The sequence below is a fragment of the Bradyrhizobium diazoefficiens genome, from assembly GCF_016616235.1.
In the GTDB taxonomy this organism is placed as follows: domain Bacteria; phylum Pseudomonadota; class Alphaproteobacteria; order Rhizobiales; family Xanthobacteraceae; genus Bradyrhizobium; species Bradyrhizobium diazoefficiens_H.
In genome coordinates, this window is record NZ_CP067100.1 from 7,050,645 (window position 1) to 7,074,084 (window position 23,440).

Genomic DNA, 23,440 nt, shown 5'->3' on the forward strand with positions numbered 1-23,440 from the left:
GTGGATGCCTTAAACCTGGGCCGGCTGACCAATGGTGACGCCGGTGCGGCGGATCTGTTCGCGCAGATTGCCGGGCTCGATCTTGCCGTCGGTACCAATCTGCACCGGGGCGATATAGGCGCCGACGGCGCCGACGTCATCCGCAGCGGCATCGGCAAGCAACGCTTTCGCCTCATCGGAGTTGCGCACGATCGCGGCTTCCGAGAGGTCCGCGGACCAGCTCTTGCCGGCGGTGCGGTAAACCACGATGCCATCCCAGGTACGGTTGGCGGTCACGACCGAGGGGCCGGCGATCTTGATCTTCTTCTGTTCGAGCGGGGAGGTCATTCGGCTGCATCCAATAGGTCAGAGATGATTTGGTTGGGTGTTTGGCGACGAAGCGAGCCGGCATGCCGGACCGCGTCGCCGATGATGAGGATGGCGGGACCGCCATGGGTTCGCCGCACCAGCTCGGGCAGATCGCGCAGTATGCCGATCGCGCCTTCCGCATCGGGGCGGGTGACGCGGGCGAACACGCCGACCGGCGTTTCCGGCGAACGGCCGGCGGCAAACAGGCCGGCGCGGATCGCGGGCGCAGCGGTCATGCCCATGTAGACCACGACTGTCATGCTGGTGTCGGTCAGCGCCGACCAGTCCACGACTTCGGCATCGCGCGCCTTGTGCGCGGTGAGAAAGGTGATGCGGGTCGCTTCATGACGGTAGGTGAGCGGCACCTCGAAATCGGCAGCGGCGCCGAGACCGGCGGTGATGCCGGGAATGATCGAATAGGCAACGCCGGCGGCGCGCAGCGCTTCGACCTCTTCGCCGCCGCGGCCGAACACGAAGGGATCGCCGCCCTTCAGCCGCACCACGCGCTGGCCGGCTTGCGCGGCCGCAATCATCCGCTTGTTGATGGCATCCTGGCCGATACCGGGCTTGCCGACGCGGCGGCCGACCGCAACGCGCGCGGTGTCGCGGCGGACGCGGTCGAGAATTTCAGGCGAGACCAGCTCGTCATGAAAGACGATGTCGGCATCCTGGAGCGCGCGCAGCGCCTTGATGGTGAGAAGGTCAGGATCGCCGGGTCCGGCGCCGACCAGCGTGACCGAGCCTTCCGGCTTGTCCGCACGCGCGAATTCGGAGGGATCGGCGATCGCCTTGATCGCGTCGTCCGCCTCGCTCTTGCGACCGGCGAGCACGGCAGCGCCGATCGGGCCGTCGATGACGCGCTCCCAAAAGCGGCGACGCAACGCAAACTCGGCAATGAGCTCGTTGATGGATTTGCGGAAGCTGCCGATGAACTCGGCGAGTTCGCCGATGCGCGCCGGCAGCAGCGCTTCGATCTTCTCGCGCACGCGCCGCGCCACCACTGGCGAGGTGCCGCCGGTGCCGACTGCGACCACGACATCGCCGCGATCGACGATCGCCGGGAAGATGAAGCTGGAATGTTCGAGATCGTCCATCACGTTGACGGGAAGGCCGAGCGCCTTGGCACGGACCGACATCGCGACGCCGACATCGCCCGCGCCCGCGCAAACAATGGCGATGACGCCTGAGAGGTCAGCTGTGAGCGGATCGCCTGTCGCGATCTCGATGCGCGCCGCATCCTCCGGGGTGAGGCCCAGCTCATGATTGTCGTCGATCGCATGCACGCGGACGCGCGCGCCGGCAGCCGCGAGCACGCGCAATTTGGCGCGCAAAAGCTCGCCCGCGCCGATGAGGACCACCGGGCCGCACCTGAGATCGAGAAACACCGGCAAGAACCGCATGCGATACTCGCTTCCCCCAATTCGGGGTTGACTGGAATTATTTTCTATATATGTGTCGTTTCGAGCGCGCAAAGAGAAATTTTTTTCTTCTCTTCTGCACTGCAACTATAGAATTTTCGCCTCCAAACGCAAAGTGGCAGAGATGCATCTTCTCAAGGACGATTCCGCTGCTGGCGGACTGAGCAGCCCGGCGCTGGCCGAGCGAGCGCACGCGCAAGAATTTTCCGCTGATCTCGCTCCCAGCATGGACCACCTCGATCAATTGGAAGCGCAGAGCATCTACATCTTCCGCGAAGCCTTCGCCCGCCTGAAGAAGATCGCGCTGCTGTGGTCGCTCGGCAAGGATTCCAACGTGATGATCTGGCTGGCGCGCAAGGCGTTCTTCGGCCGCATGCCGTTCCCCGCGCTCCATGTCGACACCGGCAAGAAGTTTCCGGAGATGTATCGCTTCCGCGATCACTACGGCAAGGAGTGGGAGCTCGATTTGCGCGTCGAGCCCTGCCCGCCGATCGATGCCGTCGACCCGACGCTGCCGCCGGCGGCGCGCTCCGCCGCGCGCAAGACCGAAGGGCTCAAGATGGCGCTGGGCAAATACGGCTTTGACGGCCTGATCGCCGGCATCCGCCGCGACGAGGAAGCCACCCGCGCCAAGGAGCGCGTGTTCTCGCCGCGCGGTCTCGAAGGCAATTGGGACGTGCGCGACCAGCCGCCCGAGTTCTGGGATCACTTCAACGCCTCGCCGCCGCAGGGCGCGCATCTGCGCATCCACCCGATCCTGCATTGGACCGAGGCCGACATCTGGGCTTACACCAAGCGCGAGAACATCCCGATCATTCCGCTGTACCTCGCCAAGAACGGCAAGCGCTATCGCTCGCTGGGCGACCAGGACATCACAAATCCCGTGAATTCGAACGCGTCGACCATCGACGAGATCCTGATCGAGCTCGAGCAGACCAAGGTGCCGGAGCGTGCCGGGCGTGCGCTCGACCACGAGACCGAGGACGCCTTCGAGCGCCTGCGCGTCGCCGGCTATCTCTGATTTCAAGGACGCGAGCGCGATATGAACATGCTTGTCACCCCCGCTTCGCCTGCCACGCCGAACGGCACCACGCGTCCGCAAGTGCGCATCGTCATCGTCGGCCATGTCGACCACGGCAAGTCGACGCTGGTCGGCCGCCTGCTGCACGAGACCGGCAGCCTGCCCGACGGCAAGCTCGACATGCTGAAAGCCGTCAGCGCGCGGCGCGGCATGCCGTTCGAATGGTCGTTCCTGCTCGACGCGCTCCAGACCGAGCGTGACCAGGGCATCACCATCGACACCACGCAGATCCGCTTCCGCACCAATTCGCGCGACATCGTGCTGATCGATGCGCCCGGCCATGCGGAATTCCTGCGCAACATGATCACCGGCGCCTCGCAGGCCGACGGCGCGGTGCTGATCATCGACGCGCTCGAGGGCGTGCGTGACCAGACCCGGCGGCATGGCTATCTGCTGCATCTGCTCGGCGTGAAGCAGGTCGCGGTCGTCGTCAACAAGATGGACCGCGTCGATTTCAGCGCCGACCGTTTCAAGGCGATCGGCGACGAGATCTCCGCGCATCTCAATGGCCTCGGCGTGACGCCGACGGCGGTGATCCCGATTTCCGCGCGCGACGGCGACGGCGTCGCCGAGCGCACCGACCGCATCTCCTGGTACAAGGGACCGACCGTGGTCGAGGCGCTGGACGCCCTCGAGCCGGCGCGGCCGCTGGAAGCCCTGGCGCTGCGGCTGCCGGTGCAGGCGATCTACAAGTTCGACGACCGCCGCATCGTCGCGGGTCGCATCGAATCCGGCAGTCTCATTGCCGGCGACGAAATCGTGATCATGCCGGCCGGCAAGATCGCCAGGATCAAGACCGTCGAGAGCTGGCCGGCGACGCCGGTCGCAGGACGGCAAGGCGCCGGCCGCTCGGTCGGTATCACGCTCGACCGCGAATTGTTCCTCGAGCGCGGCGACATCGTCGCGCATGCCGGCACTGCCCCGCGCGAGACGCGGCGGCTGCGCGCGCGCATCTTCTGGTTGCACGACAAGCCGCTCGCCAAGGGCGACCAGCTGCTGGTGCGCTGCGGGCCGAAGGAAAGCCGCGCCACCGTGGTGGCGATCGAGAAGGCGGTCGATCCCGGCGAGCTCTCGAGCAGCGAGAACAAGGCGATCGGCCGCAACCATGTCGGCGAGATCGACATCTCGCTGTCCAATCCGATCGCGACCGATCCCTACACGGAAAATCCGCGCACTGGCCGCCTGGTGATCGAGGTCTCCGGACGCATCGCCGGCGGCGGCCTCGTGCTGTCGGTCGACGCCGGCCAGCGCGCCGTGCCGGTTGACATCGTGCCGGTGGAATCGGCGCTGCGGCCTGACGAGCGCTCCGCGCGCTATCGCCATAACGGCGCCGTGGTCTGGCTCACGGGCCTGCCGGCCTCCGGCAAGTCGACGCTGGCCAAGGCGCTGGAGCGGCGGCTGTTCAGCAATGGCGGCTCGCCGATTCTGCTCGACGGCGACACCTTGCGCGCCGGACTCAACAGCGATCTCGGCTTCTCCGCCACCGATCGCAGCGAGAACATCCGCCGCCTCGCCGAGGTCGCGACGCATCTCGCCCGCAACGGCCACATCGCCATCGTCGCCGCAGTCTCGCCCGCGCGCGAGGACCGCGCTACCGCACGCCGTATCGCCGACACCCTGTTCCGCGAGATTCATGTCGCGACACCTGCCGAAGTCTGCGAGGAGCGCGACCCCAAGGGCCACTACAAGAAAGCTCGCGCCGGCGCGCTCGCCTCCTTCACCGGCATCGGCAACGACTACGAGGCGCCGCAGGCAGCCGAGTTCGTGATCGACACCTCGAAGCGGACCGTGGCCGAGGCGGCAGACGAGATCGAGCGCATGCTGAAGACATCAGGCGTGCTGTTCGACGAACTCGTGGACCTCGCGGCGAATATTTGAGCCTGTCTTAGTCCCACTGTCATCGCCCGGCTTGACCGGGCGAATCCGCCCAGTATTCCAGAGACAGTACTGGGACACGGAGAAGCCGCGGCGTATTGGATTCCCCGCTTTCGCGGGGAATGACGGCAGTGCGCTGGGCCGCCACTCACTTGACATTTTGACAGATGTTAGGGGCCTTCTCACCGCCTCGATTTTGAGGCTAATAGAGCCCCGAAAGCCGCTCCTTGGAGCGCATTTTGCTGCTGTCGGGTCAAAAGCAGCCAAAAACAGCCATTTCCAACAAGAAAGCCCATCATGAAACGCGTCGATGCCCACGGATTGAAGATCGCTCCCGTCCTGTTCGATTTCATCGCCAAGGAAGCGGCCCCGAAAACCGGGATCGCGCCGGATGCGTTCTGGGCCGGGGTTGCAGGCATCATCAGGGAGCTGGGGCCGAAGAACCGCGAACTGCTCGCATTCCGCGACACGCTGCAGGCCAAGATCGACGACTGGCATCGCGCCAACAAAGGCAAGGCGTTCGACCTCGAGGCCTATACCGCCTTCCTGAAGGAGATCGGCTATCTCGTCCCGGAGCCGGCGACGCAGAAGGTCGAGACCGAAAACGTCGACGAGGAGATCGGCAAGATCTGCGGCCCCCAGCTGGTCGTGCCCCTCACCAATGCGCGCTACGCGCTGAACGCGGCGAACGCGCGCTGGGGCTCGCTCTATGACGCCTTTTACGGCACCGATGCGATCCCGCACGATCCGTCCGAGAGCGGCAAGGGCTACAACAAGGCGCGCGGCGACAAGGTGATCGCGAAGGCAAAAGCGTTCCTCGATGCCGCCGTGCCGCTGGCGACCGGCAGCCACACCGACGTCACCGCCTACAGCGTCGTCGCGGGCCAGCTCGCGGTCAAGCTGAAGAGCGGCAATGCCACCGCGCTGAAGAACGCGGCGCAGTTCGCGGGCTTCCAGGGCGATGCAGCGGCACCATCAGCGGTGCTGCTCGTCAACAACGGCCTGCATGTCGAGGTGAAGATCGACCGCAGTAGCGCGATCGGCAAGGACGATCCCGCCGGCGTCGCCGACATGATCATGGAGGCCGCGGTCTCCACCATTCTCGACATGGAAGACTCCGTCGCCGCGGTCGACGCCGAGGACAAGGTGCTGGTCTACCGCAACACGCTCGGCCTGATGAACGGCACGCTGTCGGCAGACTTCGAAAAAGGCGGCAAGACGCTGACGCGCTCGCTCAACGCCGACCGTCTCTACAAGACACCTGATGGCAAGGGCGAAGTGAAGCTGCACGGTCGCAGCCTGCTCCTGATGCGCAATTGCGGTCACCACATGTTCACCGACGCGGTGCTGGACGAGAACGGCGAGGAGATACCGGAAGGCCTACTCGATGCCGCCGTCTCCGGCCTGCTCGCCATTCACGACCTCAAGGGCAACTCCAAAGTCAGGAACAGCCGCACCGGATCGGCCTATATCGTCAAGCCGAAGATGCACGGGCCAGACGAGGTGTCGCTGACCTGCGAGATCTTCGACCGCGTCGAGAAGATGCTGGGCCTGCCCGAGAACACGCTCAAGGTCGGCATTATGGACGAAGAGCGGCGCACCACCGTCAACCTCAAGGCCTGCATCCAGCGCGCCTCCAAGCGCATCATGTTCATCAACACCGGCTTCCTCGACCGCACCGGCGACGAGATCCACACCTCGATGGAAGCGGGCCCGATGATCCGCAAGAACGAGATGAAGGCGCAGGCCTGGATCAAGGCCTATGAGGACTGGAACGTCGACATGGGCCTGAGCTGTGGTCTGCCCGGCCACGCTCAGATCGGCAAGGGCATGTGGGCGGCGCCCGACAAGATGGCCGACATGCTGGCTCAGAAGCTTGGTCATCCGCAGGCCGGCGCCACCACCGCCTGGGTGCCCTCGCCGACCGCCGCGACCCTGCACGCGCTGCACTACCACCAGGTCAACGTGATCGCGCGACAGCAGGAGCTCGCCAAGGGTGGTCCGCGCGCCAAGCTTTCGGACATCCTCACCATTCCGGTGTCGAAGTCGAACTGGGCGCCCGACGACGTCAAGCAGGAGATCGACAACAACTGCCAGGGCATTTTGGGCTACGTCGTGCGCTGGATCGACCAGGGCGTCGGCTGCTCCAAGGTGCCCGATATTCACGATGTCGGGCTGATGGAAGACCGCGCCACGTTGCGTATCTCCAGCCAGCATCTGGCCAACTGGCTGCACCAGGGCGTCATCACCGAGGCGCAGGTGATGGAATCGCTGAGGCGCATGGCCGTCATCGTCGACAAGCAGAACGCGGGCGATCCGATCTACAAGCCGATGGCGCCCGGCTTCGACGGCGTCGCCTTCAAGGCCGCCAGCGACCTGATCTTCAGGGGACGCGAGCAGCCGAACGGCTACACCGAATACATCCTCACCGCGCGCCGCCGCGAGGCCAAATCGGCTGGCTGAGCGAAGTCACTCGAATGTCAAAAGCCCCGGCCAAAGCCGGGGCTTTTTGTTGAACGAAACGTCGCGCCGCGTCGCGGAACTGGCTGCAGCGCGCCCGCGTTGTCGGGCCATCAACCAACGGGAGATGGTCATGGATTGGAATCGCATCGAAGGAAACTGGAAGCAGTTCAAGGGATCGGCCAAGGAGAAATGGGGCAAGCTCACTGATGACGATCTCCGGCTAATCGAGGGCCGCCGCGAGCAGCTCGAGGGCCGGCTCCAGGAACGCTACGGCAAGGCCAAGGACCAGGTTCGCCAGGATGTCGACGACTGGCTCAAGTCGCTACACTAAGGCGGCACAGACGAAGCCCCGGCTCAAGCCGGGGCTTTTTTGTTGGGCTTCCGAGCCCGCTAGAACACCGCGAGATATTTCAGCAGCGACACGATGCCGATGATGATCACGATCACGCGCGCGATCTGCTTGGCGCGTCCGTCCATCGGCAGCATGTTGATGAGGTAGAGCACGAGAATGACGACGAGAAAGGTGACGAGTACGCCGACGAGCATGGCAGCCCCCTCCAGCCAAATTGCTAATGATGTCCTAACGCCTGACCGCCGCGCCGGTTCCGCTCATGCAACCCTTTAGACTCCCTAAGCAATGCAGACTTTGATCCGCGGGTTGGCCGCCTTTCGTGCCGCACCATCAACGCGCATTACCAGTCTATTTATCCCTTTCTGCAAAAAATGCGTGAGTAGGGGGAATTTCATCATGCTTCGACGTCTGACCGTCTCGGCGCTGCTGCAGTCCGTGATCGCCCTTCTTGCGGCCTGCGTGGTGGCGCTGCTGGTGACGAGCGCCTGGCAGTCCTGGGAGCGGTTGCGGGCAACGGGCCACATCGCGGCCGTGGCCGAGGCTTCGGCGAACGCGTTCAAGGCGATGCACAATCTTCGCACCGATCGCTCCTCGACCCCGCGGGTGCTGAACGGCGAAGCGCCGGCATCGCCCGAAATCGAAAAATTCCTGCGCGGCATTCAGGACGCCGGGATGCCGGCGATCCGCGCCACCGCAGCGCTGCTGCCCACGATTCCATTCACCGAACAGGCCACCTTGCTCGTCAATCTGAACCAGCAGGTCGACCGACTGGTGACGCTCCAGCGCGAAGCCTGGGACGAGATGCGCAAGCCGAAAAAGGCGCGGCGGGCAGCCCTGTCGAAAGACTATACCGACCACACCGGCGCGCTGCTTGCGACGCTGGAGGAGATCTCGGCGCGCCTGACCGGGGTCGTCAACCACAACGATCCCTTGATCGACCAGCTGCTGTCGATCAAGCAGGCGGCCTGGCTGCTGCGCAATTCCGCGGGCGAGGCTTCGGACCTGGTCTCGACCGGCCTTGTGGCAACCGGCAGCCTGCCACTGGAAGCACAGCAGACCTACACCAAATTCGTCGGCGCGATCGAGAATGCCTGGAGCGGGCTCGAGTCCGCAACGCTCGGCATGAAGCTGTCGCCAGAGCTCGCAAATGCGATGAATGCGGCCAAGGGCGCTTATTTCAACGCTGATTATCTCGCCCTGCGCGACCGGCTGATCGACCAGATCATGGTGGGATCGAAGACCGACATGAGCGCCGACCAGTGGACGCAGCTGACCGCACAGCGCATGGGCACCGCGGTGGCGGTGGCCGAACGCGCGCTCGACGAGGCGCGCGACTATGCGGCCGTCCAGTACGCGTCGGCGGGCCGTGCGCTCGCGGTCCAGATCGCGATGCTGGTGTTCGCGACGCTTCTGACGGCCGGGGCGATGCTCACCGTCACGCGCCGCGTCATCCGCCCGCTGCACAATATCCGCGACGCCATGCTCAAGGTTGCCGGCGGCGACCTCACCGTCGACAGCGGCTATCTCGACCGCAAGGACGAGATCGGCGCGCTTGCCGGCGCGCTCGAAACCTTCAAGCAGCAAGCGCAGGACAAGCTCCAGATCGAGGCGCAGGAGCGCGAGCACAATGCCGGCGCGGTGGCGCACCAGCGCGCGGTCGAGGCCTCCATCGGCGAATTCGAGGTCCTGGTGCGCGGCACACTCGCGCAATTGGGCCAGGCCTCCGGCACGATGCGCCAGACAGCCGCGGAGCTCTCCGCCGTCTCGCAAAAAACTAACGAGCGGGTGCAGACCGCCGGAAAGGCCTCGAGCGATGCTTCCGGCAGTGTCGATAGCGTTGCGGCCGCCGCCGAGGAACTCTCCGCCTCCATCAACGACATCAGCCAGCAGGCCGCCCATGCCGCGGGCATCGCCGGCCGCGCGGTCAGCCAGGCGCGCGACACCGACGGCACCGTGCAGGGCCTCGCCAGCTCGGCCAGCCGCATCGGCGAGGTCGTCGGCCTGATCAACACGATCGCAGCGCAGACCAATCTGCTGGCGCTGAACGCGACGATCGAGGCCGCACGCGCCGGCGACGCCGGTCGCGGCTTCGCCGTGGTCGCCTCCGAGGTGAAGTCGCTGGCGAGCCAGACCGCGAAGGCGACGGAGGATATTTCGGAGCAGATCGCCGACATCCAGAAGGTCGCGGGCGATGCGATCAGCGCGATCCAGGCGATCGGCGGCATCATCGGCGAGGTCAATGAAGTGGCCACCGCCATCGCCGCGGCCGTGCAGGAGCAGGGCGCCGCCACGCAGGAAATCACCCGCAGCACGCAATACGCGGCGCAAGGCACCAGGAACGTCTCCGACAACATCACCGGCGTGAAGGCCGATGCCGACACCGCGGCCGGCGCGGCGGAGAACGTCAAGCAGGCGTCCGAGATGCTGGAGACGCAAAGCCGTCAGCTCGGCCAGCAGGTCAGCGATTTCCTGGGGAAGATCCGCGCAGCGTAGGTCGTGGGTATGCGCAAGCAAGTGCCGCGAGCCTCTTGAAGCCTCCTACTCCTTCGCCACCACGGGCACCTGGCGGAATTTGGCGCGGACCGATTCCGGCAGCGGGGAGAAGTTCATGGCGACGCCGCGGCCATCGTTGGCGTTGCGGCCCGCGACCACCAGGCCGCCGGCGCCCGCGACGATGTCGCCCTTGCGCAAGGTGGGGTCGTCCTCGACTTTGACCTGGGCGAGCCCGACCGGATCCTTGCCGTTGCAGGTGCAGCCGGCAACCAGCTCGTTGCGGTAGCGGAAGGCGTTGGGCAGGTCGGAATAGGATTTTCCGTTTTCCGTCGCGGCATCGTCGATGTTGCTGCCATAGACCAGCGATGTCTCGGACGCCGGGCAAAAACTCTTGCAGGACTGGGCCTTGCTCTCGGAATCATTTCCCTGCGCCGGGAAGTAGCGGCCATCGCAGCCGCGCACGCAATAGGCCGTGCCGCCGCCATAGCTGGAACGCGAACGTGGCGCCTCATAGCGGGGCATGTCGTCGTTCGGGAACGGCATACGGATCTGCGGCGGCGGACGCATCCGGAATCCGCCGAACAGGGCCGAGAAGAAATCCTCCGCATGCGCGGACGGCGTCACCGCTAGGCCAAGAGAAGCGACCGCAAACAATGCCGCCACGCCACCGGCCAGTTTGCCGATCGAACGTCTGTTCATGTGACCTCTCGCACTCCTAGTTCACGGCCGACGTCGGGATGTTCAGCGCCTGCCGTCCCGAGGGCAGCGTCGTCACCGCCGGGCGCTTGCGAACGGGATCGCCGCCTTTGGCCATCAGCGGGGCGTTTTTCGGCAGTACCACGACCTTGGCGCCGACATTGACGCGGCTGAACAGGTCAATGACGCCCTCATTGGTCATGCGGATGCAGCCGGAGGAGACGAACTTTCCGATCGTGGTTGGATCGTTGGTGCCGTGGATGCGGTATTCGCTGCTGCCCAGATACATCGCGCGCGCGCCGAGCGGATTGCCGGGGCCGCCGGCGACGAAGCGCGGCAGATAAGGCTGGCGCGCGATCATCTCGGCCGGCGGATGCCAGTCCGGCCACTCGGCCTTGCGGCTGATGCTCTGCACGCCCGACCAGGTAAAACCGTCGCGGCCGACGCCGACGCCGTAGCGGATGGCGCGTCCGCCTCCGAGCACATAGTAAAGATAAGTGTTGGCGGTATCGATCACGATGGTGCCGGCCGGCTCGCCGCGGTCGAAGCTGACGATCTGCCGGCGCAGCCGGTCGGGCAACGCGGCGTCCTCGTCCGTGGCCTGCGGCTCATCGGTGACGTAGCCTTGGCCGGCATAGCCTCGCGAATAGGTCTGGTCCTGGGGATAGAGCTGCGGCTGCATCGGCGCATAGCCGAAGGTTTGCGCGCCGGCGGCGCCGAAGGGCATCGCGAGCAGAGTGGCCGCAAAGGCAAAAGCGGTAGCGGCGCGCGGCGAGAAGCGGCGGCGGACGGCAAGGAACGTTGTCATGTGCTGCCCCGTTGGATGTGTGCATCAGGGTGATGCGGCTTGCCAACAAACGCAGCCGAGGCGACTCAAGTTCCACCGCCTCCTGCGGCAGCAACGTCACAGTCAAGCGAGCACGGCTTCACGAAGCCGCGATGGAACCGCCGCCCTTCTGGAGCGTTGGAATGGTCAGCAGTGGGCGCGCGGAGGCTTCCGTGCGGGAGAGAAAGATTGTGCGCGTCCTTCCCGGTGAACGTCTGATTTCCGGCAACAGCGAAGGCGCCCCGCTTCCCGACAGCCATAGCGAGCTACCGCCGGTGATCCGCCGCACCGAGTTCGTCGCCTTCGCGCTCGCGGGCCTGCTGCTGATCGCAATCGTGGCCGTGCTCTATGTTGGGAAGGCGTTCTTCCTCCCCGTGGTGATGGCCTTCGTCATCGGCACCATGCTGTCGCCGGCTGCGACCTTTCTGGAGCAGCGGAGGGTGCCGCGCGGGCTCGGCGCCGTCCTGATCGTGGTCGCCGTGACGACCGTGGTCGCCTTCGTCGTGGCACTGATCGCCTCACCGGTGATGGAGTGGAGCTCGCGCCTGCCGGAGCTCGGCGCGCAGCTGAAGGACAAGCTGCACGTGTTCGACCGGCCGCTGGCGCTGTGGCAGGAGCTGCAAGCCATGGTCGGCGGCGCCGACGGGCTGCCGAGCGTCCAGCTGCCGAAATTCGAATGGGTGCAGCCGACGCTGGAATTCCTGTCGCCGACCTTCACCGAATTCCTGCTGTTCTTCGTCACGCTGATCCTGTTCATCGCGAGCTGGCGCGATCTGCGGCGAGCGCTAATCATGACCTTCAGCGATCACGACGCGCGGCTGCGGACACTGCGGATCCTCAACGAGATCGAGGTCCATCTCGGCAACTATCTCCTGACCGTCACGCTCATCAATATCGGCGTCGGCGTCGCTACCGGCATCGTCTGCGCGCTCACTCACATGCCCAATCCCGCCGGTCTCGGCGCGTTGGCAGCGACCCTCAACTTCATCCCGATCATCGGGCCGATCGCGATGTTCGCCATCCTGGTCGTGGTGGGGCTCGTCGCCTTTCCGACCATCGGCAGCGGCCTGCTGGCCGCCCTTGCCTTCGGCGGCATCACGTTCCTGGAGGGACACTTCGTCACGCCGACCATCATCGGGCGGCGGCTGGCGCTGAACGCGCTCGCCGTGCTGCTCGCGCTCGCGTTCTGGACCTGGCTGTGGGGGCCGATGGGCGCGTTCCTGTCGTCGCCGCTGCTGATCGTCGCGCTGATCCTGAAAGAGCATCTGCTGCCGGCGGATGCACCGCAATTACCGCAGGGATGACCGGTTTCCGCGAACGGAACTTCCCCGGCGACGAAACGTTTTCCGGCTATCTCAGCCGTCAACAGTTCGGAGCTCCTGATGTCCACGCCCAATGCCGAAGCCGGGATGCGAGACTGGACCGACAAAGCCACCAGAGAACGCCTCGAGAAGGATGTAGCAGCCGTGAAAAGCGATATCGCCGCCCTCACCGATCAGATCACCGACGCGCTCAATACTTTTGCCAATTCCACCAGCAAGCAGGCCCGGCGCGGCTATCGCCAGGCGCGCGAGAACATGGATTCGGCGATCGACGACATGTCGGAGCGCGGTAGCGCCATGATGGGTGCCGCGCAGGACGCCTATGGCTCGATCGAGGAGACGCTCGAAGACGCGATCACGCAGCGGCCGCTCGCGACCGTCGGGCTCGCGCTCGGCATCGGCTTCCTGATCGGCGCCGCCTGGCGGCGGTAAGGCCCGCGCAACGGATCGAGATGCCGGCACCGCGCCGGCGCTGCCGCGCGGGCTTGTGGGGATTTGAGGAGCAAGGCCATGTTTCAGCGCATCATCGATGGGATCAGTGCATCCACCGGCACGACGGTGCGGCTGACCTCGCTTGCCGCAGGCGCCGCATTCGCGCTCTTCATCACCACCTGCTTCCTGTGCGCGGCGGCGTTCATCTCGGTGCTCGAGAAATATGGTCCCGTGCAGGCGTGCCTTGCCGGCGCCGGCGTCTTCTTCCTGCTGACCTTGACCGCGGCGGCGAGCTATTGGGCCTACAAGCGGCAGCTTCGCAAGGAAGCCCACATCGCTGCCGAGCGCGCCGCGAAGTCGGCGGCGCACAGCATGCTCGCGGACCCCATGCTGCTCGCCACGGGACTCCAGATCGTCCGCGCCGTCGGCATCAAGCGGCTCTGGCCGATCCTGGCAATCGGCGGCGTCGCGCTCGGAATCATGGCGAGCCGTGCCGGCGTCTCCGACGAAGCCTCGGCTGAACCGGCCGAGTAAGGGCGGAGCCGTCAGAGAATTTATCGCAAGTCAGACAAACGAATCCATTGGAATTCAGGGGGATTGGTCCGGCGCCATTTTTCGGCAGCCGGGAAAAATCTGCCCCTCACGCAAACGCTACTCGGATGAGCAGGCGGTTGCCGCTAAAAGCATCACCCTGATTCCAAAAGCTATTTTACTCAATGAAAATGTCCGTCAAGGCGAATCTCGCCGCATTCCGTCACGACCCCAGGCTGTATTTGACGCTCGGCATCGCCAACTGGTCGGTGTTCGTCGATCACATTCCGAACAACGTCGTCAATCTGCTGACGCTGCGCAATTTCGGCTTCAGCGGTGCGGCCGATTTGTTCGTATTCGTGGTCGGCTATGGTGTCGTCATCATCCACGGCAGGATGGTGCTGGAGCGCGGCTATGTCGTCGCGGCCACGCGCATTTTCCGCCGGGTCTGGCGGCTCTACGCCGCCTACATCGTGCTGTTCGTGATCTATATCGACACCATCGCCTATGTCGCCTCGCAATCGATGGCGCCCGAGATCATCCACGACTATAACATCTCCGGGATTCTCGAGCACCCGCTGCGCATCCTGGTGCGCGGCCTCGTGCTGCAGGAGGAGCCGCTGAACCTCGACTTGTTGCAGCTGATGATCCCGCTGATGGCACTCCTTCCTTTCACGCTGTGGGGCCTGTTGCGGCGGCCGAACGTGACGCTCGCCGCATCGATCGCCCTGTATCTGGCGGCGCGCTGGTTCGACTGGAATTTCCGCGTTTATCCCGATCAGGAGTGGACCTTCAATCCGCTGTGCTGGCAGATGCTGATGGTGCTGGGCGGCTGGTTCGCCGTGACAGGCGCGCCCGGGCGGTCGCTGCGCGGCATGTCCTGGCTGCGGATCCTCGCCGGCGCCTATCTCATCTTCGCGATGGCCGTCACCCTGATGCGCCATTCGCCGACGCTGTCCGCCTATTTGCCGGACGTCTTCCTCAACGGCATCACGCCGACCGACAAGGAAAACCTCGCACCCTATCGCGTGGTCCATTTCCTCGCGCTGGCGTTCCTGGCGACCCATCTCGTTCCGGCCGATCATCCCGGCCTGAACTGGCGGCCGCTTCAGGCGGTGATCACCTGCGGCGAGGAATGGCTCGCCGTGTTCTGCGTCGGCGTGTTCCTGTCCTTTGCCGGCCATCTCGTCCTGATCACCGGCCCCAATCTGGTCGTGATGCAGATCGTGGTGAGCATCATCGGCTTCGCCGCGATGACGGCGGTTGCCTACTATATCTCCTGGTCGAGACGGCAGGACCTGCCCGCCGCACTGCGGCAGCAGGCCTAAAGCGCGATGAGATTGGAATGAATCGTGATCGCACTTTAGGTTGTTGTTTGAGCATGATCTTTTCGGAAAACCGCGGCGCACTTTTCCGGATCATGCTTTAGCTAAAGAATCGCGCGATTCTGCTAGGCCGAAAGCGGCCGCTGCGCTATGCCGGGTATCGTGAGGAGACCGGGCGTGGCGATGGTGAAAGGCGGGGGTGAAGAGGCCGGCAGCGCGCCCCGGCGCGGCCGGCCAAGGTCGATCGAAACCACCAACGCCATCCTCGAAAGCGCCTATGCGCTGATGGCCGCCGCCGGCCTTGCCGCCACCACCATTGATGCCGTCGCGCGCCATTCCGGCGTCTCCAAGATGACCATCTACAAATGGTGGCCGTCCCGCGAGGCGCTTTTGATCGACGCCTTCCTCCACCATGCCGCGCAGATGCTGCCGCTGCCCCCAATGAGCTCCGGCAGCCCCGCGGCGCGCGCCCGCCGCCATGCCGCCGCCTATGCCGAAGCGCTCCAGGGCGAGTTTGGCAAGGTGCAGCTTGCCGTCATCTCCGAATGCATCTCGAAGACCGGCTCGGCCGAGCTGTTCTACGCCCGCTATTTGCAATTCCGCCGCGACGCGCTGGTCGAGATGATCGCGGCAGGCAAGGCCGACGGCAGCATCCAGGCGGACGCGCCGCCCGAGGATCTCTACGACGCGATCTATGGCAGCCTGTTCTACCGCTACGTCTTCGGCATTGCGCCGATCACACCTGGCTATGCGCGCAACCTGGTCGATCTGGTATTGCGGCCGAAGGAGTAAAGCGCGATGAGATTGGATGAATCGTCATCGCTTTAGGTTGTTGTTTGAGCAAGATCTTTTCCGAAAACCGCAGGACACTTTTTCCGGATCATGCTCTAACTCTTACTTCGCTGGCCGCACCGGCGCCGAGATCTTGTCAGTGCGGTCGCGCTCGGTCATGTCGACCACCGTCTCCATCGGCGCGGTCAATTCATAGACGTAGGACACGTCGGTGAAGAAGCGCTTGGCGGTGCCGCCCAGCGCCTCGGGCGCGACGCGATCGAGCAGGATCAGGCCGAAATCGGAATCCGGGCGCCGCGTCGCCTCGCTGGTGTTGAACTCCTCCCAGCGGAAGTGGAACACCTCGTTGCCCTGCTCGCCCGTCACCGTCCAGTTGGCGGTGATGTGCGGATGCTTGCCGACCAGCGACAGGCCCTCGTCGGAATGCGAGGCGAGCTCGAAGAACAGCAGCGACAGGCTCTGCGCCGCGCGCGCGCTGACCGCGATATCAGGACCGGTGACCGCGATGCGATCTGCGTGCGGAATGGCGCGCGCTTCGAACAAGCCTTTCAGCTTGACGCCCTGCCACTGGCTCTCGCTGAGCAGCGAGACCACGTTGGACATAGCGTGGATGCGGCCGATCAAAAGCTCGCGCGCGATGTCGATGTCCGAGCCGTGGCGCAGCGTCCGCGTCACGATCGACTGGATCACGGCGAGGATGTTCTTGACCCGGTGGTTGAGCTCGTCGATGACGGCGGTTAGCCGGCGCTCGAAGCCGATCCGCACCTGGATTTCCCGGCTGAGCCTTAGATTGTTGTAGGCGACATAGCCGAACAGGCCGCAGACCATCGCTGTGATGGCAAAGCCGATCGCGGCCACGATGATCGCGGTTTGCTCGGCACGCCGCGCCGAGTTGGTCTTGGCGTAATAGCCGAGCTGCCAGTCACGGCCGCCGAAGCTCACCGTGCGAGTCGCCGACGGCGGCGGTCCGTCCGCAGCCCTTCGCGTCGAGACCGCGCCCTGGTCGTTGGCGGTCAGCTCGCTGCCCTCCTTGCGCGGGTCCTTGAGCGCGACCGAGAACAACGACATGTCGTCATTGGTCAGCATCAGCGAGGCGAGCTCGTAGGAAAACGTGACGAAGCCGACGGGCTCGGTCGCGCCTTCGGGAATGACGGGAGCGGCGACGATCACGCCAACCGGCCCGTTCGCGCGCAGCAGCGGCACCGGATCGGAGGCGACCGACCTCTTCTCGACCCGGGCGCGGTTCAGCATCGCGCTTTGCACCGGGTCCTGATCATAGCTGCGGCCGGGTAGCGCCTTGGTCTCGTCGCTGCGCGGCTCGAGATCCATCAGCACGTCAATGGGCTGGGTGAGGCTTGCAGGGGTGATCGGCTTGTCGTTGGTATCGCGGATCTGCGGTTTCGGAAAGCCGGCGGCTGCGATCGCAGCCTGCGCTGCGGCCAGTTCATTCGGCTGAAGCCGGGCGATCCAGCCGGCCACGACGAAATCGGTCTTGAAGGCGTAGATGGCGGAGCGCAGCGGCTCCAGCATGTTCGGCTTGAGCACCGACGGCGCGCGGAACAGGCCTGAGGCGACACGCGCGAGCAGCTCGCGCTCGGTGAGCCGGTCCTGAACCAGGCTTGCATGAACGTCGATGGCACGCGCCAGCGCGATCCGGTCCAGCGCCAGCTCCTGGTCGTGGACGCGATAGGCTGCCAGCCCGGAGAGCACGGCTCCGAGCAGAGCGATGAAGCCGATGATGAATCCCAGCCTGACCACGCGACTACTCAGGCGAAAACAGGTCGGCAATAAACACGGAGCATATGAACGCCGCTCGAACGGCTATGTGCCGAAACAGGGTGAACCCCAGTGGCGGAGATAATGAAGGAGGAGGCATCAGTACGCAACTTGGGTGGCCTGAAAAGCTTAATCCGTCCGGCCGATGGTCTGGCCGGGATCGATTTGCCCCGGGCACCGGAGGTAGTTAATCGCCGTGTCCGAAATTTGTTCCGCAGGGTGTGCCCCTGCCCCATGTATTAACGGTGAAACCGCCTGCGCTATGTCGTCGCGTCAGCCCGTCCGTCTCAGGCCGCCTTTGGCCTCGATGAAGCCGACGATGCGGTCGAGTCCCTCGCTCTTCTTCAAGTTGGTCATGACGAAGGGCCGTTCGCCGCGCATGCGCCGCGCGTCCGTGTCCATCTTCTCCAGGGAGGCGCCGACATGGGGCGCCAGGTCGATCTTGTTGATGACCAACAGGTCCGACCGGGTGATGCCGGGGCCGCCCTTGGACGGGATCTTGTCGCCCGCGGCCACGTCGATAACGTAGATGGTGAGATCGGCCAACTCCGGGGAAAAAGTGGCAGCGAGATTGTCGCCGCCAGATTCGATCAGCACGAGGTCGAGCTCGGGAAATTTGGCGCGCATGTCGGCAACCGCGGCGAGATTCATCGAGGCGTCCTCACGGATTGCGGTGTGCGGGCAGCCGCCGGTCTCGACGCCGGCGATGCGGTCCGGCGTCAGCGAGCCCGAGCGCACCAGGAATTCCGCATCCCATTTGGTGTAGATGTCGTTGGTAATCGCAGCGATGTCATAGCGCTCGCGCATGGTCTTGCAGAGCAGGTCCATCAGCGCAGTCTTGCCCGATCCGACGGGGCCGCCGACGCCGACACGCAAGGGACCATGGGATTTCGACATGCGACTTGCTCTCTCTTGATTGGCTTGGGCCCGCAGCGCTCACGAGCGAAACAGCCGGGTATATTGTGTCTCGTGCCGCAGGCTGGCGAGATCGGCGCGAAACGTCGCGCTGCCGAGATCGTCCAGTGTCGCATTCAGCGCGCGATTGGCGGTGGCGGCGACGGCGGCTTCCAGCTTCACCAGCACGCGCTGGCTGTCAGTCTGGCCGAGCGGGATGAGGCGGCTCGCCGCGGAAATCCAGTTCGAGACCAGCGCATGGAGGAAGGCGTGCAAAGTCGGCGCCAGCGGAACGCCGTGCATTGCGGCGACGACGCCGACAGCGACGGGATAGACCAGTGGCGTGCGGCATGCCGCGACCATGGCATCCAGGCCGTCGGTATCCCACGCGGCGCGGGCGATGTCGACGAAGGCGCGCCCCTGCGAGGTCGTTTCCAGCTGCCGCTCACGCGACGGCACGAAGGCTGCGGCGAGTTCGGCAATGTCGTTCAGGGCGGCGTCTTCACCGGCCTCCGCGGCACGATAGGCGTGGACCAGAAAGATCGCATCGCAAAAGCCGGAGCCATCGGCGAGCATCGCGTCGAGCCAGTCGGCGAGCGTCACGATGTCCGTGATATCGCCCGCCTCGACCGCCCATTCGATGCCGCTGGAATAGGAGAAGCCGCCGACGGGAAACGCCGGCGACAGCCAGGTCATCAGCCGGTACAGCGCCGCCGCCTCGTACTCGGCGAGGTCAGCGGCAGCGACCGGCTCATTTGTGGTCATGAGCATGCTTGTGGCCGTGGTGATGGTCGGGGTGGTCGCAATGCTCGTCGTGGTGATGATGGTGGCCGTGATCATGGGCGGCATGATCATGATGCTCGTGGCCGTGATGATCATGCTGGTCGTGACCATGATCGTGGTGACCATGGCCGTGGTGACCATGGCCGTGGTCGTGATGCGCATGGTTGTCGTGACTGTGTGCGTGGCCGGCGTCAGCATACGCCCCGCCTTCGGGATCGAACGGCGCCTCGATCTCGACCACGCGCGCGCCGAGGCCTTTCACCATGGCCTCGATGACGTGGTCGCGGCGAATGCGCAAGGCCTTCGCCATGATCTGCGTCGGCAGATGACGATTGCCGAGATGCCAGCCGACGCGGATGAGGTGATGCGGATCGCGGCCGCGGATTTCGAGCAGCGGCTCGGGCGCCGCGACTACTTCGACTAGCCTTCCGTCCTCCAGCACCAGCGCATCGCCGCCGCGCAGCGCAATGGCGTTCTCCAGATCAAGCAGGAAATTCAGCCCCCGCGTGCCAGTCATCGCCATGCGGCGGCGGTGCCGATCGTCGAAATCGAGCACGACCGTATCCGCCGGCGCTTCCGTGAAGCGGTGCTGTCCTTTAACCTGCGTCGCCCGGATCATTCGCTTCTATCCTGCTACCGTGTCTCGACCTTCTCGGGCGTGATCACTTCGATCTTCGGCGGCGCCGTGAAGCACTTCACTGCCACGCGGCCGAACGCCTTCATGTGTTCCATGGCACGATGCGGCACCAGCGCCTCGGCATTCTCCCACTGCTCGACGAACACCATCTTGCTGGGGTCGGTGACGCTCTCATGCAGATCATAGGCGATATTGCCGGGCTCCTTCCGCGTCTCCTTGATGCAGGCGGTGGCGGCCGCAATGAATTCGGCGCGCGTCTCGGGCTTGATGGTCAGGGTGGCAACGACGTAGATCACGAGAAATCCTCCCGGCTTTTCTTCTGGGTTCAAGATATCGGGCGGGACATTAGACCAGGCAGGGTCGAACTCAAGGCCGGAAAACAATCCCGAGGCATGCGGCACAGGCTATTTCAGTACATGAAATATCGCTGCGCCATCGGCAGCACCTCGGCGGGGACGCAGGTGAGCAGCTCGCCGTCGGCGCGGACCTCATAGGTTTCCGGATCGACCTCGATATCGGGCGTGGCATCGTTGTGGATCATGCTCTTCTTCGAGATCTTGCCGCGGGTGTTCTGGACGGCATAGAGCTTCTTTTCGATGCCGAGCTTTCGCTCGAGGCCTCCGGTCACCGCAGCCTTGGAGGTGAACACGACGGAGGACGCCGTGCGCGCCTTACCGAAGGCGCCGAACATCGGCTGGTAGTGCACCGGCTGCGGCGTCGGGATCGAGGCGTTGGGATCGCCCATGGGCGCTGCGACGATCATGCCGCCCTTGACGATGCAATCCGGCTTGACGCCGAAGAAGGCCGGCGACCACAGCACGAGATCGGCGAGCTTGCCCTTCTCCACCGAGCCGATCAGTTGTGACACGCCGTGCGCGATCGCGGGATTGATGGTGTATTTGGCGATGTAGCGCTTGACGCGGAAATTGTCGTTGTCCTTGCCCTTGTCCTGCGTCAGTGACCCGCGCTGCTTCTTCATCTTGTCGGCGGTCTGCCAGGTCCGGATGATGACCTCGCCGAGGCGGCCCATGGCCTGCGAGTCCGAGGACATCATCGAGAGCGCGCCGAGATCGTGCAGGATGTCCTCGGCCGCGATGGTCTCCTTGCGGATGCGGCTCTCGGCGAACGCGAGGTCCTCCGCGATCGAGGGATCGAGGTGGTGGCACACCATCAGCATGTCCAAATGCTCGTCGATGGTGTTGCGCGTGAAGGGCCGCGTCGGGTTGGTCGAGGACGGCAGCACGTTCTTCAGGCCGGCAACCTTGATGATGTCAGGCGCGTGACCGCCGCCGGCGCCTTCGGTGTGGAAGGCGTGGATGGTGCGGCCTTTGAACGCCTTGATCGTGTCTTCGACGAAACCCGACTCGTTCAGCGTGTCGGAATGCAGCATCACCTGAATATCGTGATCGTCGGCCACCGACAGGCAGTTGTCGATCGCCGCCGGCGTGGTGCCCCAGTCCTCATGCAGCTTCAGCGCGCAGGCGCCGGCCTTGATCATCTCGACCAGCGCAGCCGGGCGCGAGGCGTTGCCCTTGCCGGAAATCCCGAGATTGACCGGGAAGGCATCGAACGACTGAATCATCCGCGCGATGTGCCAGGGGCCCGGCGTGCAGGTGGTGGCGAAGGTGCCGTGCGACGGGCCGGTGCCGCCACCGAGCATCGAGGTGACGCCCGACATCAGCGCGTGCTCGATCTGCTGCGGGCAGATGAAATGGATGTGGCTGTCGAAGCCGCCGGCGGTGAGGATCTTGCCCTCACCCGCGATCACGTCGGTGCCCGGGCCGATGATGATGGTGACCCCCGGCTGGATGTCGGGATTGCCGGCCTTGCCGATCGCGGAAATCATGCCGTCCTTGATCGCGACATCGGCCTTGACGATGCCCCAGTGGTCGACGATCAGCGCGTTGGTGATGACAGTATCGGCCGCGCCCTGTCTGTTGGTGACCTGCGACTGCCCCATGCCGTCGCGGATCACCTTGCCGCCACCGAACTTCACCTCCTCGCCGTAGGTGGTGAAATCCTTCTCGACCTCGATGATGAGGTCGGTGTCGGCCAGCCGGACCCTATCGCCGGTGGTCGGGCCGAACATGTCGGCGTAGACGGAACGCTTGATCTTCACGGACATCTCAGCCCCCAATTCCCCACATCATCGAAACAGGCGTTTTGCCGCTTCCACGGTCTCATCGAACATCGTGTCCAGCCTGGTATTGACACCGCGGCATCCCGCAACGACCTGCTTCGCCCAGATCGCGTAAGCCGCGAGATCGTTGCGCTGCGCATCGCTCGGGTTCGGCACCATGCGCGCGCGAATGTTGCTGACCTTGTCGGCGATCTTGATCAGCTTTGCGCCCGGCGATTTGTGCGGGGCGTCCTCGATCTGCTTCTGCCGGCGTTCGGTCTGCAACAGGCTCATGTCGTCGGTGCATTCGGCGACGAGAGAGGCGACACGCTCGGAAAATCTCTGCGCAAGCTCCTCGCGCGTGGTGCCGGTGTCCTCGATCGTATCGTGCAACCAGCCCGCCGCGACCAGCTCTGCATCGGCGCCATCGGTCGCATCGGCGAGCAGGTTCGCGACTTCGGCCAAATGGTTGACATAGGGCTGATCCGGCCGCGCCTTGCGCGGTGTGCCAGTGTGACGATGCGCTGCGAACTCGGCAGCTTCCGAAACGAGACGGATGGGGGTCAGCATGGCAAGAACCTCCGTTTTTGCCTCAACCAAGGCGCTGCCCAATCCGTTCCTGCTCCCTCACAGCTGCTCACAGCTTGCCCTGCACCTCGCCACGAAAACCGTAGATCGTCTTCTTCCCCGCCATGGCGACGAGCTGGACGTCGCGGGTCTGGCCGGGCTCGAAGCGGACGGCGGTGCCGGCGGCGATGTCGAGGCGCATGCCGCGGGCCTTCTTGCGGTCGAATTTCAGCGCCGGGTTGGTTTCGAAGAAATGGTAGTGCGAGCCGACCTGGATCGGGCGGTCGCCGGTGTTCGCGACGGTCAGCGTCACGGTCTTGCGGCCGGCGTTGAGCTCGATTTCGCCGTCCTGGATGAAGAGTTCGCCGGGGATCATATTGCGCTCCTACCTGATCGGCTCGTGCACGGTGACGAGCTTGGTGCCATCCGGGAAGGTCGCCTCGACCTGGATGTCGTGGATCATCTCGGGAATCCCGGGCATCACCTGGTCGCGGGTGAGCACTTGGGCGCCCGATTGCATCAGCTCGGCGACGGTGCGGCCGTCACGGGCGCCTTCGAGGATGAAATCGGAAATGATCGCGATCGCCTCCGGATGGTTGAGCTTGACGCCGCGATCCAGCCTGCGGCGGGCCACGATGGCTGCCATCGAGATCAGGAGCTTGTCCTTTTCGCGGGGAGACAGGTTCATGCAGAATCTCTTCCGTTCAACA

General features: G+C 64.7%; 24 protein-coding genes. 10 read left to right on the forward strand and 14 right to left on the reverse strand.

Features of this window, described 5'->3' with window-relative positions; translation table 11 throughout:
- Window positions 1–9: 9 nt before the first annotated feature.
- Window positions 10–327 carry a DUF2849 domain-containing protein gene (locus JJB99_RS33185; RefSeq protein WP_200496320.1) on the reverse strand — a complete coding sequence of 106 codons (318 nt, stop codon included), beginning with the start codon at window positions 325–327 and terminating at the stop codon, window positions 10–12.
- Window positions 324–1,748 carry a siroheme synthase CysG gene (cysG, locus tag JJB99_RS33190; protein WP_200496321.1) on the reverse strand — a complete coding sequence of 475 codons (1,425 nt, stop codon included), beginning with the start codon at window positions 1,746–1,748 and terminating at the stop codon, window positions 324–326. Before cysG ends, JJB99_RS33185 begins: the two co-directional genes overlap by 4 nt.
- Window positions 1,749–1,992: 244 nt before the next feature.
- On the opposite strand from cysG, the gene cysD reads away from it, so the two are divergent.
- From cysD to JJB99_RS33210, 4 genes are all read left to right on the forward strand, one after another.
- Entirely contained in the window at window positions 1,993–2,787 is a 795-nt protein-coding gene (cysD, locus tag JJB99_RS33195) for a sulfate adenylyltransferase subunit CysD (protein WP_200500415.1), read from the forward strand.
- Between the two features lie 21 nt (window positions 2,788–2,808).
- Entirely contained in the window at window positions 2,809–4,725 is a 1,917-nt protein-coding gene (gene cysC / locus JJB99_RS33200) for an adenylyl-sulfate kinase (RefSeq protein WP_200496322.1), read from the forward strand.
- Window positions 4,726–5,019: 294 nt separating this feature from the next.
- Window positions 5,020–7,185, forward strand: a complete 2,166-nt coding sequence (locus JJB99_RS33205; protein ID WP_200496323.1) for a malate synthase G — start codon at window positions 5,020–5,022, stop codon at window positions 7,183–7,185.
- A gap of 130 nt (window positions 7,186–7,315) precedes the next feature.
- Window positions 7,316–7,516: a CsbD family protein gene (locus tag JJB99_RS33210; RefSeq protein ID WP_164934719.1), complete on the forward strand. Its 201-nt coding sequence runs from the start codon at window positions 7,316–7,318 to the stop codon at window positions 7,514–7,516.
- 59 nt (window positions 7,517–7,575) lie between these two features.
- On the opposite strand, the gene JJB99_RS33215 is transcribed toward JJB99_RS33210, so the two are convergent.
- Complete coding sequence (locus JJB99_RS33215; protein WP_008546817.1) at window positions 7,576–7,731, reverse strand: Thivi_2564 family membrane protein; 156 nt, start codon at window positions 7,729–7,731, stop codon at window positions 7,576–7,578.
- A gap of 202 nt (window positions 7,732–7,933) precedes the next feature.
- Here JJB99_RS33215 and JJB99_RS33220 point away from each other — a divergent pair, with 202 nt between their 5' ends.
- Window positions 7,934–10,030 (forward strand): methyl-accepting chemotaxis protein, encoded by a 2,097-nt coding sequence (locus tag JJB99_RS33220; RefSeq protein WP_200496324.1) that lies wholly within the window; start codon window positions 7,934–7,936, stop codon window positions 10,028–10,030.
- Between the two features lie 45 nt (window positions 10,031–10,075).
- Here JJB99_RS33220 and JJB99_RS33225 read toward each other — a convergent pair whose 3' ends face one another.
- Complete coding sequence (locus JJB99_RS33225; protein WP_200496325.1) at window positions 10,076–10,729, reverse strand: DUF2865 domain-containing protein; 654 nt, start codon at window positions 10,727–10,729, stop codon at window positions 10,076–10,078.
- Between the two features lie 16 nt (window positions 10,730–10,745).
- Window positions 10,746–11,534: a L,D-transpeptidase gene (locus JJB99_RS33230; RefSeq protein ID WP_200496326.1), complete on the reverse strand. Its 789-nt coding sequence runs from the start codon at window positions 11,532–11,534 to the stop codon at window positions 10,746–10,748.
- Window positions 11,535–11,743: 209 nt separating this feature from the next.
- Between JJB99_RS33230 and JJB99_RS33235 the strand changes: the two genes are divergently transcribed.
- The 5 genes from JJB99_RS33235 to JJB99_RS33255 all read left to right on the forward strand — a co-directional run bounded on the left by JJB99_RS33235 (window position 11,744) and on the right by JJB99_RS33255 (window position 15,954).
- Window positions 11,744–12,856, forward strand: coding sequence for an AI-2E family transporter (locus tag JJB99_RS33235; protein ID WP_200500416.1), 1,113 nt, complete (start codon window positions 11,744–11,746; stop codon window positions 12,854–12,856).
- Window positions 12,857–12,934: 78 nt separating this feature from the next.
- A complete protein-coding gene (locus JJB99_RS33240) occupies window positions 12,935–13,306 on the forward strand; it encodes a DUF883 family protein (RefSeq protein WP_200496327.1) in 372 nt (123 codons plus the stop codon).
- Window positions 13,307–13,384: 78 nt separating this feature from the next.
- Window positions 13,385–13,840 (forward strand): hypothetical protein, encoded by a 456-nt coding sequence (locus tag JJB99_RS33245; RefSeq protein ID WP_200496328.1) that lies wholly within the window; start codon window positions 13,385–13,387, stop codon window positions 13,838–13,840.
- 182 nt (window positions 13,841–14,022) lie between these two features.
- Window positions 14,023–15,165, forward strand: coding sequence for an OpgC domain-containing protein (locus tag JJB99_RS33250; RefSeq protein WP_200496329.1), 1,143 nt, complete (start codon window positions 14,023–14,025; stop codon window positions 15,163–15,165).
- Between the two features lie 180 nt (window positions 15,166–15,345).
- Window positions 15,346–15,954, forward strand: coding sequence for a TetR/AcrR family transcriptional regulator (locus JJB99_RS33255; RefSeq protein ID WP_200500417.1), 609 nt, complete (start codon window positions 15,346–15,348; stop codon window positions 15,952–15,954).
- Between the two features lie 102 nt (window positions 15,955–16,056).
- Here JJB99_RS33255 and JJB99_RS33260 read toward each other — a convergent pair whose 3' ends face one another.
- From JJB99_RS33260 to JJB99_RS33300, 9 genes are all read right to left on the reverse strand, one after another.
- Window positions 16,057–17,712 carry a CHASE domain-containing protein gene (locus JJB99_RS33260; protein ID WP_200496330.1) on the reverse strand — a complete coding sequence of 552 codons (1,656 nt, stop codon included), beginning with the start codon at window positions 17,710–17,712 and terminating at the stop codon, window positions 16,057–16,059.
- Between the two features lie 291 nt (window positions 17,713–18,003).
- Window positions 18,004–18,627 (reverse strand): urease accessory protein UreG, encoded by a 624-nt coding sequence (ureG, locus tag JJB99_RS33265; protein ID WP_200496331.1) that lies wholly within the window; start codon window positions 18,625–18,627, stop codon window positions 18,004–18,006.
- A 39-nt stretch (window positions 18,628–18,666) separates the two neighbouring features.
- Entirely contained in the window at window positions 18,667–19,395 is a 729-nt protein-coding gene (locus tag JJB99_RS33270) for an urease accessory protein UreF (protein WP_200500418.1), read from the reverse strand.
- Window positions 19,376–20,026, reverse strand: a complete 651-nt coding sequence (ureE, locus tag JJB99_RS33275) for an urease accessory protein UreE (RefSeq protein WP_200496332.1) — start codon at window positions 20,024–20,026, stop codon at window positions 19,376–19,378. Before ureE ends, JJB99_RS33270 begins: the two co-directional genes overlap by 20 nt.
- Window positions 20,027–20,040: 14 nt before the next feature.
- Window positions 20,041–20,340: a putative quinol monooxygenase gene (locus JJB99_RS33280; RefSeq protein ID WP_200496333.1), complete on the reverse strand. Its 300-nt coding sequence runs from the start codon at window positions 20,338–20,340 to the stop codon at window positions 20,041–20,043.
- 113 nt (window positions 20,341–20,453) lie between these two features.
- A complete protein-coding gene (ureC, locus tag JJB99_RS33285; RefSeq protein WP_200496334.1) occupies window positions 20,454–22,169 on the reverse strand; it encodes an urease subunit alpha in 1,716 nt (571 codons plus the stop codon).
- A 21-nt stretch (window positions 22,170–22,190) separates the two neighbouring features.
- Window positions 22,191–22,733 carry an HD domain-containing protein gene (locus tag JJB99_RS33290; RefSeq protein WP_200496335.1) on the reverse strand — a complete coding sequence of 181 codons (543 nt, stop codon included), beginning with the start codon at window positions 22,731–22,733 and terminating at the stop codon, window positions 22,191–22,193.
- Window positions 22,734–22,800: 67 nt separating this feature from the next.
- Window positions 22,801–23,106, reverse strand: coding sequence for an urease subunit beta (locus tag JJB99_RS33295; RefSeq protein WP_027530202.1), 306 nt, complete (start codon window positions 23,104–23,106; stop codon window positions 22,801–22,803).
- 9 nt (window positions 23,107–23,115) lie between these two features.
- Window positions 23,116–23,418, reverse strand: coding sequence for an urease subunit gamma (locus tag JJB99_RS33300; protein WP_007605424.1), 303 nt, complete (start codon window positions 23,416–23,418; stop codon window positions 23,116–23,118).
- Between the last annotated feature and the right edge of the window lie 22 nt (window positions 23,419–23,440).